General features: G+C 53.9%; 16 protein-coding genes. 6 read left to right on the top strand and 10 right to left on the bottom strand.

Features of this window, described 5'->3' with window-relative positions; translation table 11 throughout:
• Positions 1-248: 248 nt before the first annotated feature.
• The 4 genes from nagD to nagB are packed head-to-tail and all read right to left on the bottom strand — an operon-like array spanning position 249 to position 4280.
• Positions 249-1001, bottom strand: a complete 753-nt coding sequence (gene nagD, locus N037_RS14295; protein WP_023310763.1) for a ribonucleotide monophosphatase NagD — start codon at positions 999-1001, stop codon at positions 249-251.
• A gap of 45 nt (positions 1002-1046) precedes the next feature.
• Positions 1047-2267, bottom strand: coding sequence for a DNA-binding transcriptional regulator NagC (nagC, locus tag N037_RS14290; protein ID WP_021242995.1), 1221 nt, complete (start codon positions 2265-2267; stop codon positions 1047-1049).
• A gap of 8 nt (positions 2268-2275) precedes the next feature.
• Positions 2276-3424 (bottom strand): N-acetylglucosamine-6-phosphate deacetylase, encoded by a 1149-nt coding sequence (nagA, locus tag N037_RS14285; protein ID WP_032641701.1) that lies wholly within the window; start codon positions 3422-3424, stop codon positions 2276-2278.
• A gap of 55 nt (positions 3425-3479) precedes the next feature.
• Positions 3480-4280, bottom strand: coding sequence for a glucosamine-6-phosphate deaminase (gene nagB / locus N037_RS14280; protein WP_032641699.1), 801 nt, complete (start codon positions 4278-4280; stop codon positions 3480-3482).
• A gap of 327 nt (positions 4281-4607) precedes the next feature.
• Between nagB and nagE the strand changes: the two genes are divergently transcribed.
• The 4 genes from nagE (at position 4608) to chiQ (ending at position 10628) form a co-directional block, all read left to right on the top strand.
• A complete protein-coding gene (gene nagE, locus N037_RS14275; RefSeq protein ID WP_032641697.1) occupies positions 4608-6560 on the top strand; it encodes a PTS N-acetyl glucosamine transporter subunit IIABC in 1953 nt (650 codons plus the stop codon).
• Positions 6561-6739: 179 nt separating this feature from the next.
• Positions 6740-8407: a glutamine--tRNA ligase gene (gene glnS / locus N037_RS14270; protein ID WP_032641696.1), complete on the top strand. Its 1668-nt coding sequence runs from the start codon at positions 6740-6742 to the stop codon at positions 8405-8407.
• 446 nt (positions 8408-8853) lie between these two features.
• Positions 8854-10251, top strand: a complete 1398-nt coding sequence (chiP, locus tag N037_RS14265) for a chitoporin ChiP (protein WP_023334910.1) — start codon at positions 8854-8856, stop codon at positions 10249-10251.
• 47 nt (positions 10252-10298) lie between these two features.
• Positions 10299-10628, top strand: coding sequence for a ChiQ/YbfN family lipoprotein (chiQ, locus tag N037_RS14260; protein WP_032642003.1), 330 nt, complete (start codon positions 10299-10301; stop codon positions 10626-10628).
• A 95-nt stretch (positions 10629-10723) separates the two neighbouring features.
• Here chiQ and fur read toward each other — a convergent pair whose 3' ends face one another.
• The 4 genes from fur to ybfF form a co-directional block, all read right to left on the bottom strand.
• Positions 10724-11170, bottom strand: coding sequence for a ferric iron uptake transcriptional regulator (gene fur / locus N037_RS14255; RefSeq protein WP_023310771.1), 447 nt, complete (start codon positions 11168-11170; stop codon positions 10724-10726).
• Positions 11171-11461: 291 nt separating this feature from the next.
• Positions 11462-11992, bottom strand: coding sequence for a flavodoxin FldA (fldA, locus tag N037_RS14250; RefSeq protein ID WP_008501067.1), 531 nt, complete (start codon positions 11990-11992; stop codon positions 11462-11464).
• A 155-nt stretch (positions 11993-12147) separates the two neighbouring features.
• Entirely contained in the window at positions 12148-12435 is a 288-nt protein-coding gene (gene ybfE / locus N037_RS14245; RefSeq protein WP_023334913.1) for a LexA regulated protein, read from the bottom strand.
• A 128-nt stretch (positions 12436-12563) separates the two neighbouring features.
• Positions 12564-13337, bottom strand: coding sequence for an esterase (gene ybfF / locus N037_RS14240; protein WP_032641693.1), 774 nt, complete (start codon positions 13335-13337; stop codon positions 12564-12566).
• A 183-nt stretch (positions 13338-13520) separates the two neighbouring features.
• Here ybfF and seqA point away from each other — a divergent pair, with 183 nt between their 5' ends.
• Positions 13521-14069, top strand: coding sequence for a replication initiation negative regulator SeqA (seqA, locus tag N037_RS24890; RefSeq protein ID WP_023334915.1), 549 nt, complete (start codon positions 13521-13523; stop codon positions 14067-14069).
• 24 nt (positions 14070-14093) lie between these two features.
• On the top strand, positions 14094-15734 hold the full coding sequence (pgm, locus tag N037_RS14230; protein ID WP_032641691.1) for a phosphoglucomutase (alpha-D-glucose-1,6-bisphosphate-dependent): 1641 nt from the start codon (positions 14094-14096) through the stop codon (positions 15732-15734).
• Positions 15735-15877: 143 nt separating this feature from the next.
• Here pgm and potE read toward each other — a convergent pair whose 3' ends face one another.
• On the bottom strand, positions 15878-17191 hold the full coding sequence (gene potE, locus N037_RS14225) for a putrescine-ornithine antiporter (protein WP_032641689.1): 1314 nt from the start codon (positions 17189-17191) through the stop codon (positions 15878-15880).
• On the bottom strand, positions 17188-19386 hold the full coding sequence (gene speF, locus N037_RS14220; protein ID WP_032641687.1) for an ornithine decarboxylase SpeF: 2199 nt from the start codon (positions 19384-19386) through the stop codon (positions 17188-17190). The genes potE and speF overlap by 4 nt, the downstream gene beginning before the upstream one ends.
• Positions 19387-19495 lie beyond the last annotated feature (109 nt).

Genomic DNA, 19495 nt, shown 5'->3' with positions numbered 1-19495 from the left:
AACCTTCTCCGTTAACCCTGTTGCGTTGTAATGTTGCTTGCTTATGAAAATGCCGCAAAGGGGCAGGGCGCGCAAGCGTTTTACGGGTGAAAACGGAAATAGTGCAATGGTGATTGCGGAATAGTGAAAAAAGAGTATGTCATGGGTTCTTTTATTGATGATTGTGCAATGAAACGTGTTTTTTGTTAGATGGGTTTCTGTTTGTGTAGGCCATAAATGAAAACCACGCTCTGTGGCGTGGTTCGGTATCAGATGATGTCGATTTCATCGACGGAGGGGTAAATCCAGCTTGGCCGGAACGGCATCGAATCAATGTCATCAAGTTGAGAGACGCCGGAGAGGACCAGAATCGTCTCCAGACCCGCCTGGAATCCGGCCAGAATATCGGTGCGCAGGTTGTCGCCGACAATAACGGTTTCTTCAGAGTGGGCCTGCATCTTGTTGAGCGCGGCACGAATGATCCACGGGCTCGGTTTCCCGACCACAAACGGCTGACGACCTGAGATTTTCTCGATACCGGCGCACAGCGCGCCGCAGGCCGGGTAAAAACCACGGCCGTGCGTATCCGGGTTGGTGGCGATAAAGCGCGCGCCGCTGGCGACAAAGTATGCCGCTTTATGCATCATCTCCCAGTTAAAGGAGCGCGTTTCGCCAACAATCACAAAGTCAGGGTTCACATCGGTGATGGTAAAGCCAGCTTTGTACAGCTCGTGTATCAGCGCACCTTCACCCACCACGTAGGCTTTTTTCCCTTCCTGACGCTTCAGAAAATCCGCCGTGGCCATTGCCGAGGTATAAAACACGCTGTCCGGAACGTCGACGCCCGCCGTGGCAAAGCGGTTAGCCAGATCCTGACCGGTTTGGGAAGGGTAGTTCGTGAGCAGAACCAGAGGCATTCCTTTGTCGATGATGCGGTGCAGAAACTCCGCAGCACCCGGCACGGCAACGTTGTCGTGCATCAGCACGCCGTCGATATCACAAATTACATTCTTAATGGTCATGGACATTCCGACATCAAAAAAAGAAGGCGTTACTATAAGGTCCGATCAGCTTTCCAGCAAATGCTGCAGCAGAATTCCGTTGAGCATGGCGCGTTTGACCAGCGCAAACGCGCCAATCGCCGAGCGATGGTCAAGCTTTGAACGAACCACCGGGAGATTCTGGCGGAATGCTTTCAGCGCCTGGGTATTAATACAGCCCTCAATGGCGGGGAGCAGCACCTTTTCCGCTTCCACAATTTCACCGGCAATCACCACTTTTTGTGGGTTAAACAGGTTAATGGCGATGGCAATGGTTTTCCCCAGGTGGCGTCCTACCTGCTCGATCACTTCGCAGGCCAGCGCGTCGCCTTTATTGGCGGCTTTGCAGATGGTGCCTATCTTGCAATCGTCCAGCGTGACGCGGCTTTGGTAACCCTGTTCAAGGAGATGGCGAACGCGCTGCTCGATGGCCGTGTTGGCGGCAATGGTTTCAAGACAACCGAAGTTGCCGCAGTGGCAGCGCTCCCCGAGGGGCTCAACCTGAATGTGGCCAATCTCGCCGACGTTACCGTTGCGACCAATAAAAATACGGCCGTTAGAGATAATTCCTGCGCCCGTTCCGCGGTGAACGCGCACCAGAATAGAGTCTTCGCAGTCCTGGCTCGCACCAAAGTAGTGCTCTGCCAGCGCCAGCGAGCGAATGTCGTGGCCCACAAAGCAGGTCACTTTAAAACGCTTTTCCAGCGCGTCGACCAACCCCCAGTTTTCAACCTGAATGTGCGGCATATAGCGGATCACACCGCTTTCCGGGTCGACCAGACCGGGCAGAATGACGGAGATGGCAATGAGTTCGCGGATCTTGCGCTGACAGCTTTCAATAAACTGCGCGATGGTATTGAGCAGCGCATGCTCCAGCGTCTCCTGGGTGCGCTCCGGAAGAGGGTAGTGCTCTTCCGCAATGGCTTTACTGCTCAGATCGTACAGCGTGAGCGTGGTGTCATGGCGGCCCAGACGGACGCCAATAGCCTGAAAATTGCGGGTTTCGGTAATAATGGAGATCGCGCGGCGGCCCCCGGTGGAGGCCTGCTGATCGACTTCTTTGATCAGACCGCGCTCAATGAGCTGGCGGGTAATTTTTGTCACGCTGGCGGGAGCAAGCTGGCTTTGTTCGGCTATCTGAATTCGCGAGATGGGTCCGTGCTGGTCAATCAGGCGGTACACCGCCGCACTGTTAAGTTGTTTAACGAGATCGACATTACCGATTTGAGCTTGTCCGCCAGGTGTCATACTTTTACTTACTCAGTGACGACCTCGTTACCATTAACGATGGTCTTAATAATTTTATAATCGTGTGTGAATGCCGTCAGGTTTGCAACCATACCTGGTGCAATTCCGCCGAGCTGTTTATCCACGCCCATTGCACGAGCCGGATAAAGGGTGGCCATACGCAGGACTTCATCAAGCGCTATCCCGCAATGTTCAACCAGGTTACGCACCCCTTCAATCATGGTCAAAGAGGAACCGCTCAGCGTACCGTTTTCATCCACACACAGTCCATTGCGGTAGTATATTGTTTTACTGGCAAAAATGAACTGCTCAATATTTGCACCTGCCGGTGCGGTGGCATCCGTCACCAGACAAAGCTTGTCACCTTTCAGCCGCTTAGCGTTGCGAATATTGGTGTAATCGACGTGTAAGCCGTCAGCAATAATGCCGCAGTAGACGTCTGGCTCATCCAGAATCGCCCCGACCAGGCCAGGCTCACGCCCCGTGATATACGGCATTGCGTTGTAAAGGTGCGTTGCGAAGGTAATGCCCGCGCGGAAACCGGCTTTCGCTTCTTTCAGCGTGGCGTTTGAGTGGCCTGCTGAAACGATAATCCCGGCGCCAGCCAGTTTGCTGATGACATCCGTTCCCGCTATTTCAGGCGCCAGCGTCACTTTGGTGATCACATCGGCGTTCGCGCACATGTAATCAACCAGCTCCGCATCAGGCTTACGCACATAATTCGGGTTATGCGTGCCTTTCTTGACCATATTCAGCCATGGTCCTTCAAGGTGCAGACCCAGCGCCTGATTAGGGTGTTTGGCCAGGTATTCGCGCATCACGCGGATACCCTGTTTCATGAGGTCATCACTGCTGGTGATGAGCGTTGGCAGATAGCTGGTGCAGCCCGATTTCTCGTTGGCTTTCTGCATGATCTCCAGCGTTTCGACCGTCACCGCATCGGCGGTATCATTGAATTGCACACCGCCGCAGCCGTTAAGCTGTACGTCGATGAAACCGGGGGAGATTACTGCTCCATTGAGTGAGCGCTGTTCAATCTCCGGCGGCAGCTCTGCCAGCGGGCAAACACGTTCAATCAGGCCATTAGCGATAACAATCGCATGGTCATCCAGAATTTCATGGCCGGTAAAAATCCGACCGTGGGTTAAAGCGTACATAACGACCCCCGGTTAAAAAAAGCGGCCGCCTCTTGATGAAGAGGCGGTTATTCAATTACAGACCTTTGATGTTCTCAGCTTCTAACTCATTGAAGTATTTCAGCGTTTTGACCTTCAGCTCCATCGTTGACGGCTCGTCGCAGACGATGACGGATTTAGGATGCAGCTGCAGGCAGCTGATGGTCCACATATGGTTAACGTTGCCTTCAACGGCAGCCTGGAGCGCCTGCGCTTTCACGCCGCCCAGCACCAGAATCATCACTTCTTCGGCATCCAGCAGGGTGCCTACGCCTACGGTCAGGGCGTATTTTGGAACCTGGTTAACGTCACCGTCAAAGAAACGGGAGTTTGCCAGGCGCGTGTCATGGGTCAGCGTTTTAATACGGGTACGGGAAGCCAGAGATGACGCCGGTTCGTTGAACGCGATATGACCATCGTTGCCCACGCCACCCATGAACAGGTGGATTTTACCGTAAGAACGGATTTTTTCTTCGTACTGGCGGCATTCTGCGTCAATATCCGGCGCGTTTCCATTCAGCAGGTTAATATTTTCAGCGGGGATATCAACGTGATCAAAGAAATTGCGGTGCATAAAGCTATGGTAGCTTTCCGGGTGGTCTTTCGGTAAGCCAACGTATTCATCCATATTGAAGGTTACAACATGTTTGAAGCTAACCTGGCCTGCTTTATGCATCTCAACCAGCGCCTTGTAGGCTGTCAGCGGCGTGCCGCCGGTCGGAAGGCCAAGAACGAAAGGACGATCGGCGGTCGGCTTGAACGCGTTAATGCGGTTTACGATATGGCGAGCGGCCCATTTACCGACTTGTTCAGCAGTTGCCAGGGGAATCAGTCTCATTGTTCACCTCAAAGTTTAAGTAGAAGAGTGGGCGGATGGCTTCGGAACCTGATACTAAAGCGTAACCTGGAAACTTTCAGGCCGGATCAATCCGTCTTGATTTTTTGAATGATAAAATAAGTTTTCGCTGTTAGCCAGTGTAAGGGAGGGCTGAATACGATATTTGGTGACAAAAATCACAAAAAATAGGTGTTTAATTTGCGATACGAATTAATTTTTCACACACTCAGACTGCCAGTGAATTATCAACGGTATCTATCGTTCGTGACACAATAAAAACATAGTTTATGCGCGAGCCTGAAAAAAGGGTCTCGTAGGGGGAATAGGATGAATATTTTAGGTTTTTTCCAGCGCCTCGGTAGGGCTTTGCAGCTCCCTATCGCCGTGCTACCGGTTGCAGCGCTGCTGCTGCGATTCGGGCAACCCGATCTTCTTAACGTACCGTTTATTGCCCAGGCTGGCGGTGCCATTTTTGACAACCTGGCGCTGATCTTCGCCATCGGTGTTGCTTCAAGCTGGTCAAAAGACAGCGCAGGTGCTGCCGCGCTGGCAGGGGCAGTCGGTTATTTCATCCTGACGAAAGCGATGGTAACGATTAACCCCGAAATCAACATGGGCGTGCTGGCAGGTATCATTACCGGTCTGGTCGGTGGTGCTGTGTACAACCGCTGGGCAAACATTAAGCTGCCAGACTTCCTGAGTTTCTTTGGCGGCAAACGTTTCGTGCCAATCGCGACGGGCTTCTTCTGTCTGGTTCTGGCCGCTATCTTTGGCTACGTCTGGCCACCGGTGCAGCATGCGATCCATGCGGGCGGCGAGTGGATCGTTTCTGCGGGTGCAGTTGGCTCGGGTATCTTTGGTTTTATCAACCGTCTGCTGATCCCAACCGGTCTGCATCAGGTGCTGAACACTATCGCATGGTTCCAGATTGGTGAGTTCACCAATGCTGCGGGTACCGTATTCCATGGCGATATTAACCGCTTCTACGCGGGTGACGGCACCGCAGGCATGTTCATGTCTGGCTTCTTCCCAATCATGATGTTTGGTCTGCCGGGCGCTGCGCTGGCAATGTACCTGGCTGCGCCAAAAGCGCGTCGCCCAATGGTTGGCGGCATGCTGCTGTCCGTTGCGATTACCGCGTTCCTGACTGGTGTAACCGAGCCGCTGGAATTCCTGTTCATGTTCCTGGCTCCGGTGCTGTACCTCATGCATGCGGTACTTACCGGTATCAGCCTGTTTGTGGCAACCCTGCTGGGTATCCATGCTGGCTTCTCCTTCTCTGCAGGCGCGATCGACTACGTGTTGATGTACAACCTGCCGGCGGCAAGCAAGAACGTCTGGATGCTGGTGGTAATGGGTCTGGTCTTCTTCGTCATCTACTTCGTCCTGTTCACTGCGGTTATTCGTATGTTTAACCTCAAAACGCCGGGCCGCGAAGATACCAACGACGAAGTGGTAACCAGCGAAGCCAACAGCAATACCGAGGAGGGGTTGACCCAGCTGGCGACAAACTATATCGCTGCCGTCGGAGGGACTGACAACCTGAAAGCCATTGATGCCTGTATCACCCGTCTGCGTCTGACGGTGGGTGACTCTGCACGCGTAAGCGACGCGATGTGTAAACGCCTTGGCGCATCGGGTGTCGTTAAACTGAACAAACAAACTATCCAGGTTATCGTGGGTGCCAAAGCGGAATCCATCGGTGACGAAATGAAGAAAGTGGTTGCGCGTGGCCCGGTAGCGGCGGCATCAGCCGACAGCGCGCCTGCGAGCACGGTTGCCCCGGTAGCAAAGCCGCAGGCCGTGCCTAACGCCGTGACGGTAGCCTCTTTGGTCTCTCCGGTAACGGGTGATGTAGTTGACCTTGAGCAGGTGCCCGATGAAGCCTTCGCCAGCAAAGCGGTCGGTGACGGTGTGGCGGTGAAACCAACGGAAAAAACCGTTGTGTCTCCGGCAGCCGGTACCATCGTGAAAATCTTCAATACCAACCACGCGTTCTGCCTCGAAACCGAAAATGGTGCGGAGATCGTTGTCCATATGGGTATCGATACCGTTGCGCTGAACGGCCAGGGCTTTACTCGCCTGGTGGAAGAGGGGGCTGAAGTGGTGGCCGGGCAGCCGATTCTGGAAATGGATCTGGACTTCCTGAACGCCAACGCGCGCTCCATGATAAGTCCGGTCGTTTGCAGCAACATTGATGACTTCAGTGGTCTGGTCATTCAGGCGAAAGGTCAGGTCGTTGCGGGTCAAACGCCGCTGTACGAGATTAAAGGCAAGTAATCGCTCCTGAGTAGAGTCATGCCTTAAGCGGCGGGGGATATCCTCCGCCGCTTTTTTTTGCAGCAAATGCCCCCATTATTTTCATCAGAGACGTATTTTCCGTAACTAAGGGTTGTCACTACGTCCGGCTTATAAGATCATACGCCGTTATACGTTGTTTACGCTTTGAGGAATCCACGATGAGTGAGGCAGAAGCCCGCCCGAGTAACTTTATTCGTCAGATCATCGATGAAGATCTGGCCAGTGGTAAGCACACCACAATTCATACCCGCTTCCCGCCGGAGCCGAACGGCTACCTGCATATCGGGCATGCGAAGTCCATTTGCCTGAACTTTGGCATTGCGCAAGACTACCAGGGACAGTGCAACCTGCGTTTCGATGATACCAACCCAGTAAAAGAAGACATCGAATACGTTGAGTCCATCAAGAATGATGTGCAATGGCTGGGCTTCAACTGGTCTGGCGATATCTGCTACTCCTCTGACTATTTCGATCAGCTGTACGCCTACGCGGTTGAACTGATCAATAAAGGTCTGGCGTATGTTGATGAACTGTCTGCAGATGAAATCCGTGAATATCGCGGTACGCTGACCGCGCCGGGAAAAAACAGCCCGTTCCGCGATCGCAGCGTGGAAGAGAACCTGGCGCTGTTTGAAAAAATGCGTGCCGGCGGCTTCGAAGAAGGCAAAGCGTGCCTGCGTGCCAAAATCGACATGGCGTCTCCGTTCATCGTGATGCGCGATCCGGTGCTGTACCGCATCAAGTTCGCAGAACACCACCAGACCGGTAACAAGTGGTGCATCTACCCGATGTACGACTTCACCCACTGCATCAGCGATGCGCTGGAAGGCATTACTCACTCCCTGTGTACGCTGGAGTTCCAGGACAACCGTCGTCTGTACGACTGGGTACTGAATAACATCACCATTCCTGTGCATCCGCGCCAGTACGAGTTCTCTCGTCTGAATCTGGAATACACCGTGATGTCCAAGCGTAAGTTGAACCTGCTGGTGACCGACAAGCACGTTGAAGGCTGGGATGACCCGCGTATGCCTACCATTTCTGGTTTGCGCCGTCGTGGTTACACTGCCGCCTCTATTCGTGAGTTCTGCAAGCGCATCGGCGTGACCAAGCAGGACAACACCATTGAGATGGCTTCCCTGGAGTCCTGCATTCGCGAAGATCTCAACGAAAATGCCCCACGCGCGATGGCGGTTATCGACCCGGTTAAACTGGTTATCGAAAACTACCCGCAGGGCGAGAGCGAGCTGGTGTCTATGCCTAACCATCCGAGCAAGCCGGAGATGGGTACCCGCGACGTGCCGTTCAGCGGCGAAATCTGGATCGATCGTGCTGACTTCCGCGAAGAAGCGAACAAGCAGTACAAGCGTCTGGTGCTGGGCAAAGAAGTCCGTCTGCGTAATGCCTACGTCATCAAAGCCGAGCGCGTAGAGAAAGATGCAGAAGGGAATATCACTACCATCTTCTGTTCTTATGATGCTGAAACGCTGAGCAAAGATCCGGCGGATGGCCGCAAGGTGAAAGGCGTTATTCACTGGGTGAGCGCTTCCCACGCGCTGCCGGTAGAAATTCGTCTGTATGATCGTCTGTTCAGCGTGCCTAACCCAGGTGCAGCGGAAGACTTCCTGGCGACCATCAACCCGGAATCTCTGGTGATCAAGCAGGGTTATGCGGAGCCTTCTCTGAAAGCCGCTGAAGCGGGCAAAGCGTTCCAGTTTGAACGTGAAGGTTACTTCTGCCTGGACAGCCGTTACAGCACGGCGGAAAAACCGGTATTTAACCGTACCGTAGGTCTGCGTGATACCTGGACGAAGATCGGCGAATAATATTGCTGCTCTGGTCAATGAGAGACAAACGCCGCACGATGCGGCGTTTTTTTATTTAACGATCAGGGTATTAAGCAAGGGCCTAAAGAGACATCATGAAAATATCAGGTCAATGAGGTGCTACTTATTTTTTAAAAAAAAGTTTGTGTCATTACGAAAATCAAAAAGGTGATAAAAAAGGAAAGAGAACTCACGTCTATCCACTGAAATACCTGATAATTCCCCGTCATTCCTCGCCTTCCTGTAAATGTTACAAATCACTACCAATTATGTGCACTTCGTCATAATCCTGACTTTTGTCCGCTAAAAAGCATTGATAATTCGCGTCGCGAAAAATAACCTAAAGACGGTAGTTAATTCGAGGGTATTTAAAACTACCCCTGACCATTTGGTCTTTTTTATTTACGCCGTTTCAGGCGTTTTAATTCGTCAAAGAGGAATAATCTATGCGTACGTTCAGTGGCAAACGTAGTGCGCTGGCGCTGGCTATTGCCGGTGTGACAGCAATGTCGGGCCTGGTGGTGACACCAGAGGCGAAAGCCGCGGGCTTCATCGACGATTCTACCCTCACGGGCGGTATCTATTACTGGCAGCGTGAACGTGACCGTAAAGACGTCACTGAAGACAAATATAAAACCAACCTTTCTCATTCCACCTGGAACGCCAACCTGGACTTCCAGTCAGGCTATGCCGCAGATATGTTCGGTCTGGATATTGCTGCGTTCACCGCAATTGAAATGGCGGAAAACGGCGACAGCGGCCATCCGAACGAAATTGCCTTCTCCTCCAGCAACAAAGCGTATAAAGAAGACTGGTCCGGGGATAAGAGCGGTATCAGCCTTTACAAAGCCGCCGCGAAATTTAAATACGGTCCGGTATGGGCGCGCGGTGGTTATATTCAGCCAACTGGCCAGACCTTGTTAGCGCCGCACTGGAGCTTTATGCCGGGTACCTATCAGGGTGCGGAAGCCGGGGCTAACTTTGACTACGGTGATGCGGGTGCGTTGAGCTTCTCCTATATGTGGACCAACGAGTACAAAGCGCCGTGGCACATCGAGATGGACAAGTTCTACCAGAATGATAAAAAAACCAAAGTCGATTATCTGCACTCGCTGGGCGCGAAGTACGACTTCAAAAACGATCTCGTGCTTGAAGCGGCATTCGGTCAGGCACAAGGCTATATCGATCAGTACTTTGCCAAGGCCAGCTATAAATTCGATGTCGCGGGTAGCCCGCTGAGCACCAGCTACCAGTTCTACGGTACGCGCGATAAAGTCAGTAACGGCGGCGTCAATGACATTTATGACGGCACCGCGTGGCTGCAGGCGTTAACTTTCGGCTACAAGGTCGGTCAGGTTGATTTACGTCTGGAAGGCACATGGGTGAAGGCGGAAGGGCAGCAGGGCTACTTCCTGCAGCGTATGACCCCGACCTACGCCTCCTCCAACGGTCGTCTTGATATCTGGTGGGATAACCGTTCCGACTTCAACGCCGACGGCGAGAAAGCGGTCTTCTTCGGCGCAATGTATGACCTGAAAAACTGGAACCTGCCTGGCTGGGCGGTGGGCGCGTCTTACGCTTACGCCTGGGATGCAAAACCTGCCGATATGGCAACACCGGACGCCTACTACGATCCAAACTATCGCCTGAAAGAGTCTTCCTACAGCCTCGATGCTATCTATACCCTGCAGGATGGCCGTGCGAAAGGCACAATGTTCAAACTGCACTTCACTCAGTATGACAACCACTCCGATATCCCGAGCTACGCGGGCGGTTACGGAAACATCTTCCAGGATGAGCGTGACGTGAAATTCATGGTTATCGCACCGTTCACCATCTTCTGATGAATTGTCCGGCGGGTTAGCGCCCGCCGGACCGGAGACTGTACATGATGAAAAAAATCGTAACTATCGCGCTGCTGGCGTCAGGTCTGGTGGCATGTGCTCAGACTCAGGCACCCAAAGAAGATTCCCGCCTGAAGGAGGCGTATAGCGCCTGCATCAATACCGCTGAAGGATCGCCGGAGAAGATTGAAGCCTGTCAGAGCGTATTGAATGTGCTGAAGAAAGAGAAAGCGCATGAGCAGTTTGCGACGCAGGAAAATGTCCGCGTGATGGATTACCAGGCCTGTATTCAGGCGCGTAAAACTGGTAACGATCAGGAAGTGGCGAAGCGTTGCGACCAGATTTGGAAAGAAATTCGAAGCAATAACAGTAACTAATTCGCTGTTATCATGCCCGGTGGCGCTGCGCTTACCGGGCATTTTTTTGGCAAAAAAAAGCCAACCTTACGGCTGGCTCAGAGTATGAATACTGATTATTTCGCGTCGTGCGCGTGATCGTCTTCGCGGCAATCGCCTTCAGCGCAGTGACCATAAAGGTACAGGCTGTGGTTGGTCAGGCGGATGCCATGACGCGCCGCGATTTCACGCTGGCGTGATTCAATGGAATCATCGCTAAATTCAATGACCTTGCCGCAATCGAGGCAGATCAGGTGATCGTGGTGCTGCTGCTGGGTCAGTTCGAAAACAGATTTACCGCCTTCGAAATTATGACGGGTAACAATGCCCGCGTCATCAAACTGGTTCAGCACGCGATAGACGGTAGCCAGCCCAATCTCTTCACCCATGTCGATAAGACGTTTATAAAGGTCTTCCGCACTGACATGGTGATTGTCTGGACCCTGAAGCACTTCAAGGATTTTTAACCGAGGAAGCGTAACTTTCAGGCCAGCCTTCTTTAATGCGGTATTGTTGTCAGTCATGCGGAATCTGTCCTGTTGCTAAACGATTCACTTCTGTAGGAAGTGACAGAAAATGCACCTGGGATAATGCGTCTCATTATAGAACTGCCATGGCTAAATGAAAACTGCAAGTCTCAGGCAAAATATGCTTATAAAAATGGGGTATCACCAACAAACTTGCTCAATGGAAAACCACATTTTATCAGGGAGACATTGTACAGGTCTGGGCGAAAAAGTTAAAAGATTGTAGCGATTAATTTAATCGGTTTGACCTGGAGCACGGGCGCAGCCGCCGCTGCGCCGCGATAAAAATCAGGCGTTCAGAATATCGTCCAGGTGCAGTTCCTCACGGATCTGCTTAACCCACTTCTCAACACGCTCGGCAGTCAGTTCTGGCTGACGGTCTTCGTCGATGGCCAGACCCACGAAGTGATCGTCATCGGCCAGGCCTTTAGACGCTTCGAAGTGGTAACCGGCAGTTGGCCAGTGGCCGACGATCACTGCGCCATTCGGCTCAATGATGTCGCGGATAGTACCCAGCGCGTCACAGAAGTACTCAGCGTAGTCTTCCTGATCGCCGCAGCCAAACAGGGCCACCAGCTTACCGTTGAAGTCCACTTCTTCCAGGGTCGGGAAGAAATCATCCCAGTCGCACTGGGCTTCACCGTAGTACCAGGTAGGAATACCCAGCAGCAGAATGTCATAGCCTTCCAGATCTTCTTTGCTGCTCTTGGCGATGTCATGCACATCAGCAACGTCTTTACCGAGCTGTTTTTGAATGTTTTTTGCGATATTTTCGGTATTGCCGGTATCACTGCCAAAGAAAATGCCGATGATTGCCATGAGTAAAATAACCTCTTGAAACTTAATAGTATGGTGGCGCAATTCGGCCACGGATAAGGGCAATAATAGCAGAACTGGCAACCCTGCGGAAACAGCTATCGCGCAGGACTGCACTCTGTGCTACATGAAAAGGGCGATAAAGGGAATTTTCAGACTTATGCCTGGCTGCGTAACGTCTCAAGCTGGGCGATCAACATCTCTTCAATGAGTTCGCTGCGGCTGATATTTCGCGCGTCAGCCAGCTCGTTCAGTGCATCGACGGCGTCGGCGTTAAGCTTCAGTTCGACACGCTTAAGCCCACGATTTTTATCGCGTTTAAGCTGGTTGCGTTTATTGATACGCAGCTGTTCATCGCGCGAAAGCGGATTCGTCTTGGGTCGTCCCGGGCGACGCTCATTCGCGAACAGATCTAGTGTCGTACGGTCCGTTTGTTCTTTGGCCATGATTCTGAGACTTCGGGGGAAACACGCCGCCCTGCTAATGCCCGGGCGATAAGCGCGCCATCATACATCACCAAAAACGGCACGCCAACGACTGGAAGCCCGCAGCCTTCCAGTCGCTTTCTTTTTAATCAATTTGCAGTATCAGCGAGATAGCGGCGAATGGCGCGCAGTACGGCATCCGGTTTTTCCGCATGCACCCAGTGCCCGGCGCCGGCAATCACGTGGGCGCGAGCCTGCGGGAATTGGGCCAGCAGCGTGTCGCGGTACGCGTCGGTTACGTAAGGAGAGTTACCGCCACGAATGAAGAGGGTAGGGTGTGGCCAGGCAGGTACCGTTTCCCAGCCCACGATATTGTTGTACTGGTCCCAGAGCACCGGCACGTTAAAACGCCATTGCCCGTCAACAAACGACTTCAGCAGGAACTGCACTACGCCTTCTTCATCAAGATGCTCACGCATGACGGCAGCCGCCTGTTGACGTGTCGCGACACCCGCTTCTGTGACCGCATTAATGGCGGCAAAAATCTCGTCATGACGACGGACGTCATAATCCACGGGCGCGACGTCAATCACCACCAGGCCGCTAATACGGTCCGGGGCCAGTGACGTCAGGGCCATCACCGCTTTGCCACCCATGGAATGTCCGATCAGCGTTACCTTCTGCAGGCTATGTGCATCCAGCGTATCCAGCAGATCCTGCGCCATCGCCGCGTAGGTCATCTCGTCGGAACGCCCGGAAAGACCGTGATTGCGCATATCGACCTGTAAAATATCGTGGTCGGTAACCAGATCGCGCGCCAGCACGCCCAGGTTATCCAGGCTGCCAAAAAGCCCGTGAACCAGTACGATGGGAGAATTATTGTTCGGCGATTGTGCAGTTTGCGCTCGGGTATTCAATTTCATGGCAAAGTTCTTTTTTTACGTATGTCAGGTTAGGGTATCATGTTGACCATTCTGCCGCCCGGCTGCAAGGTTCCAGTTTAATCTGACTTTTGCTGCCAACCAGGTTTGACGCTATCCGCTGTTGGGATTTGACCTTATAATCCCAATGACTTGTATTCAGATAAGAAATCGCACTGGATTAAGATGAAAACAATCGAAGTTGATGACGAACTCTATCAGTATATTGCCAGCCAGACGCGGCATATCGGGGAGAGCGCGTCCGACATTTTACGGCGCATGCTTAAAATTTCCGCCGCTGCACAGCCTGCTACCCCAGTCACCAAAGATGTCGTGTCTCAGCCGAGCGTTGTTGCGCAAGCAAAACCTGCCGTGACGCCGGCAAAAGATAAAGTGCGCGCGATGCGCGAGCTGCTGCTCTCCGATGAATACGCGGAGCAGAAAAAGGCGGTTAACCGCTTTATGCTAGTGCTGTCTACACTTTATTCACTGGATAACAAAGCGTTTGCTGAAGCGACCGAGTCGCTTCACGGCCGTACTCGCGTCTATTTCGCGGGCGACGAGCAGACGCTGCTGCAAAATGGCAATCAAACCAAACCCAAACATGTTCCTGGCACCCCGTACTGGGTGATCACCAATACCAATACGGGCCGCAAGTGCAGCATGATTGAACATATCATGCAGTCCATGCAGTTCCCGGCGGAATTGATTGAGAAGGTTTGCGGTACAATTTAACCCTTGCATCAGAAGGACCCGGTAATGGCAAATCACAGCCGTGCAGGCCAACCTGCACAACAAAGCGATTTGATTAACGTCGCTCAGCTGACCGCGCAGTATTACGTGCTGAAACCGGTCGTGGGCAACGCAGAACACGCAGTGAAGTTTGGTACATCTGGTCACCGCGGCAGCGCGGCGCGCCACAGCTTTAACGAACCGCACATTCTGGCCATTGCTCAGGCCATTGCGGAAGAGCGCGCTAAAAACGGCGTTACCGGTCCGTGCTACGTGGGGAAAGATACCCATGCCCTGTCTGAACCGGCGTTCATCTCAGTGGTGGAAGTGCTGGCGGCAAACGGCGTCGATGTCATTGTTCAGGAGAACAACGGCTTCACCCCAACGCCTGCGGTCTCTAACGCCATCCTGGTGCACAACAAAATAGGTGGCGCGCTGGCTGACGGTATCGTGATCACGCCATCCCACAACCCGCCGGAAGACGGTGGTATCAAATACAACCCGCCTAACGGTGGCCCGGCAGACACTAACGTCACCAAAGTGGTGGAAGATCGTGCTAACGCCTTGCTGGCTGACGGCCTGAAAGGCGTGAAACGCATTTCTCTGGATGCTGCTATGGCGTCCGGTCATGTGAAAGAGCAGGATCTGGTTCAGCCGTTTGTAGAAGGCCTGGCGGATATCGTCGATATGGCGGCCATCCAGAAAGCCGGCCTGAAGCTGGGCGTGGATCCGCTGGGCGGCTCCGGTATCGAATACTGGAAACGTATCGCCGAGCACTACAAGCTGGATCTGACCATCGTGAACGATCACGTCGATCAGACCTTCCGCTTTATGCACCTGGACAAAGACGGCGCGATCCGTATGGACTGCTCCTCTGAGTGCGCGATGGCGGGCCTGCTGGCGCTGCGTGATAAATTCGATCTGGCGTTTGCTAACGACCCGGATTATGACCGTCACGGTATCGTCACCCCTGCCGGGCTGATGAACCCGAACCACTATCTGGCCGTCGCGATTAACTACCTGTTCCAGCACCGTCCGCAGTGGGGTAAAGAGGTAGCTGTCGGTAAAACGCTGGTGTCCTCCGCGATGATCGACCGCGTGGTCGAGGCGCTGGGCCGCAAGCTGGTGGAAGTGCCGGTGGGCTTCAAATGGTTCGTTGACGGTCTGCACGACGGCAGCTTCGGTTTTGGTGGTGAAGAGAGCGCGGGGGCATCTTTCCTGCGTTTCGACGGCACGCCATGGTCAACCGATAAAGACGGCATCATCATGTGCCTGCTGGCGGCGGAAATCACCGCGGTCACCGGTAAGAACCCGCAGGAACATTACAATGACCTGGCGGCACGCTTTGGTGCACCAAGCTATAACCGTATTCAGGCGAGCGCGACGTCAGCTCAGAAAGCGGCCCTGTCCAAACTCTCTCCGGAGATGGTCAGCGCAAGCACCCTGGCGGGCGATCCGATCACCGCGCGTCTGACGGCAGCACCGGGCAATGGTGCATCCATTGGTGGTCTGAAAGTGATGACCGAGAACGGCTGGTTCGCCGCGCGTCCGTCCGGCACGGAAGATGCGTACAAAATCTATTGCGAAAGCTTCCTCGGCGCTGAGCACCGTCAGCAGATTGAGAAAGAAGCGGTAGAGATTGTTAGCGAAGTGCTGAAAAACGCATAAGTCGTGTTCTGGTGCGGGCTGATGCCCTCACCCCGGCCCTCTCCCACTGGGAGAGAGAGAAAACATTAAAAACGGCAACCCTTGTGTTGCCGTTTTGCATTGACCTCGTAGGCCCGGTAAGCGCTAGCGCCACCGGGCTTTTTTTAACTATGCTTATTCTTCAATTCAAACCGTGGTGACACCAGACCGTACAGCGTCCAGCCCATAAAGGTCACCATTGCCCCGTAGAGCATCGCTTCCTGGCCGGATGAGTAGAGCGCATAGAAGCTGTAGATTGCCCCAATCAGCGCCACAATATTGGCCGCACGCGCTTTGCGTGGATCCACCTTCGCCACCTTCTGAATAATCACCAGCGCTGCCATCGACAGAATATACGGAATGATATTCGTCACTACCGCCAGGTTGACCAGCACGTTGAACTGGCTGTTCAGCGACGGGCTAATGGTCATCAGCGACAATCCGCTCTGGAAGATGACAATCGCCAGCATGCCCTGCACCGGTGCATCCGCTTTAGTTACGCGGGAGAAGATTTTCGGGAAGTAACCTTCATCAGCCGAAGATTTAAACACCTGCGCGATGGTGAACTGCCAGCCGAGAAGCGAACCGCAGCAGGACATCACCATCAGACCCATGATCGCTTTCCCGACTTCCGGGGTGAACATCTGTGCGAAGGCCAGCCCGAACGGCGCCGTGGAGTTAGCCAGATCCATATTCGGTACGATACCTGCAATCACGTTAGTCGAGACGATATAGATCACCGCCGCGCCCAGCGTACCGCCGAGGACCGCAATCGGGACGTTCTTTTCCGGATTCTCTACCACTTCCGCGTTTGCGCAGGCGGATTCCAGACCCAGGAAGGCCCAGAGCGTCATGGCGATAGAAGAGCCGACCGCGGTAAAGAACGGCACATGGTGCGGGTTCCAGGAGTTGGCGTAGAGTGTCGGGCTGAACCAGAACCAGCCGATGATGCACAGGCCGACAACCGGGATAATCACGCCCCAGACGGTGATGCTGGAGAGCTGTCCGGTGATACGCGCGCCGCCAAAGTTAGCCACGGTGCAGATCCACAGCACGCCGATGGTAGCTAAACCAATCTGTACCGGGCTGAGCGTCGCGCCAAACAGCTCCGTACCGTAGCCTACGGCGGAGATGGCAATCGCCACGTTGGCGATCAGCAGCGACACGCCGTAGGTGTAGTTCGCCATAAAGTTGCCCGACTTGCCGAACGCGTATTCGGCATAGCCGCCCATGCCGCCTGACTTACGGCTGAACATCCCGCACTTGGCGAACGCCCACGCCAGCGCCATCGAACCGACTGCCGTCACCAGCCAGGAGATAATCGAAATGGTCCCCACTTCGGCCAGCTTGGTGGGCAGCATGATAATCCCGGAGCCCATCATGTTTACCATGGTGAGGATGGTCAGCTGCACCACGCCCATCTTATTGGACTTACTCATAATTTCTCTCCTTTCAGCAGCGCGGGCTGAGCGGCGGGTTGTTTGATGACGTTGCAGCGAACCTGTTTGCGACCCTCACACTCCTCGACGTACACACCCTGCAGCTCCGGCGCGAAGCCCGGCAGAAGGTTGATGCCTTCTTCCAGGGCGGCAAAGTAGCGCAGCACGGAACCGCCCCAGACTTCCCCAGGGACAACACACAGCACCCCCGGTGGGTAAGGCAGCGCACCTTCGGCGGCGATACGGCCTTCCGCGTCGCGCAGGGAGACCAGTTCAACTTCACCGCGCAGATAGGCGTAGTTCGCGTCCTGCGGGTTCATCATCACGCGCGGGAAGTGGGACTTGCGGAACATCTCTTTCTGCAGCTGTTTCACGTTGTGGCGGGCGTACAGGTCATGCATTTCCTGGCAGATCTGGCGCAGGGTGTAATCCGCGTAACGTTCCGGATGTTGTTTGTAGAGAGAAGGCAGGACCTCTTTCAGCGGAACATCGTTCTCGAGCAGTTTTTCGAAGCGCACCAGCTGCGCCACCAGCTGCTGCAGTTTGCCCATATCTTCCGCAGGCGTGAGCAGGAACAGGATCGAGTTGAGATCGCATTTTTCCGGCACGATACCGTTTTCACGCAGGAAGTTGGCGAGGATGGTGGCGGGCACGCCGAAGTCCTCATACTCCCCGGTGCGGGCGTTAATGCCCGGCGTGGTCAGCAGGAGCTTGCACGGGTCGATAAAATACTGATGCTCGGCGTAGCCTTCAAACGCGTGCCAGTTTTCACCCGGTACGAAGTGGAAGAAGCGCAGGTCGGTCGCAATTTCCGCCGTGTCCCAGCTTTCCCATGCACGGCCATCCACCGTCTCCGGCACGAAGGGGCGCAGATACCGGCAGTTCTCCAGAATCAGCTTGCGCGCTTCGATACCGTTCACCACGCAGTCCATCCACATGTTGCGGCCGCTCTGGCCTTCATGCATTCGGGCGTTGATGTCCAGCGCGGCAAACAGTGGATAGAACGGGCTGGTGGAGGCGTGCATCATGAAGGCATTATTCAGCCGCTTGTGCGGGACATAGCGTTGTTGCCCTTTGATGTGGCTGTCTTTCTTGTGGATTTGCGAGGTCTGCGAGAAGCCGGCCTGCTGCTTATGTACGGACTGGGTGACCAGGATCCCCGGATCGTTTTCGTTCAGCTCCAGCAGCAGCGGAGAGCAGTCGGCCATCATCGGAATAAACTGCTCGTAGCCCACCCAGGCCGAGTCAAACAGGATGTAATCACACAGGTGCCCAATCTTATCCACCACCTGACGGGCGTTATAGATGGTGCCATCGTAGGTACCCAGCTGGATCACCGCCAGACGGAACGGACGCGCATCGCGCGTACGGCCCGGCGCCACCTCTGCCACCAGCTCGCGCAGATAATTTTCTTCAAAGCAGTGGGCGTCAATGCCGCCAATAAAGCCGTACGGGTTGCGCGCGGTTTCCAGATAGACCGGCGTTGCGCCAGCCTGAAGGAGGGCACCGTGATGGTTAGATTTGTGGTTGTTACGGTCGAACAGTACCAGGTCGCCCGGCGTGAGCAGGGCGTTTAGCACCACTTTGTTGGACGACGAGGTGCCATTCAGCACGAAGTAGGTCTTATCGGCATTAAAGACCTTTGCCGCATGCTGCTGGGCGATGCACGGCGCGCCTTCGTGGATCAGCAGATCGCCCATCGCCACGTCGGCGTTACACAGGTCGGAGCGAAAAAGCGTCTCGCCAAAGAAATCGACAAACTGATTACCGGCAGGATGGCGGCGGAAGAACTGTCCTCCCTGATGCCCCGGGCAGTCAAACGCGCTGTTGCCCTGTTTAACGTAATCGACCAGGGCGCGGAAAAACGGCGGGCGCAGCTGGGTTTCATACTTCTGGGCAGCCGCTTCCAGCTGGCGTCCATAAAAGTCGTTGCTGGTGTCTGAATACTCAAATACGCCATGTATGCGCGATAAATAGTCTGCCGGGATGAACTCTTCTTTGTGCGTCGCGACAAATACAGGAATGCCAAAACCGGTGGCTTCTATTTCGTCCAAAATACCGCTGGCAATATCCGTGACCGCCAGAACAACGGCGGCAACATCAATATAATCAGAGGCGCGGACATCTACCAGTTCTCGTTGGGTAGTAAAGCAATCCGGACATGCACGGCTGGCTGCGATTTTTAAACTTTTCATCTTTCTCTCTTTATTTTAGGTAATAAGCGTCCCTCGATTTCTTGCAAGAAAGAAATCGATAATTTTCCGGAAAAAAAGCAAAGGGTGGCCGCTGATTAAAATCAGTGAA

The sequence above is a fragment of the Enterobacter sp. EGD-HP1 genome (assembly GCF_000733275.2).
GTDB lineage: Bacteria > Pseudomonadota > Gammaproteobacteria > Enterobacterales > Enterobacteriaceae > Enterobacter.
The sequence above is the reverse complement of the archived record's forward strand: the minus strand, read 5'-3'. Positions and strand labels throughout refer to the sequence as shown.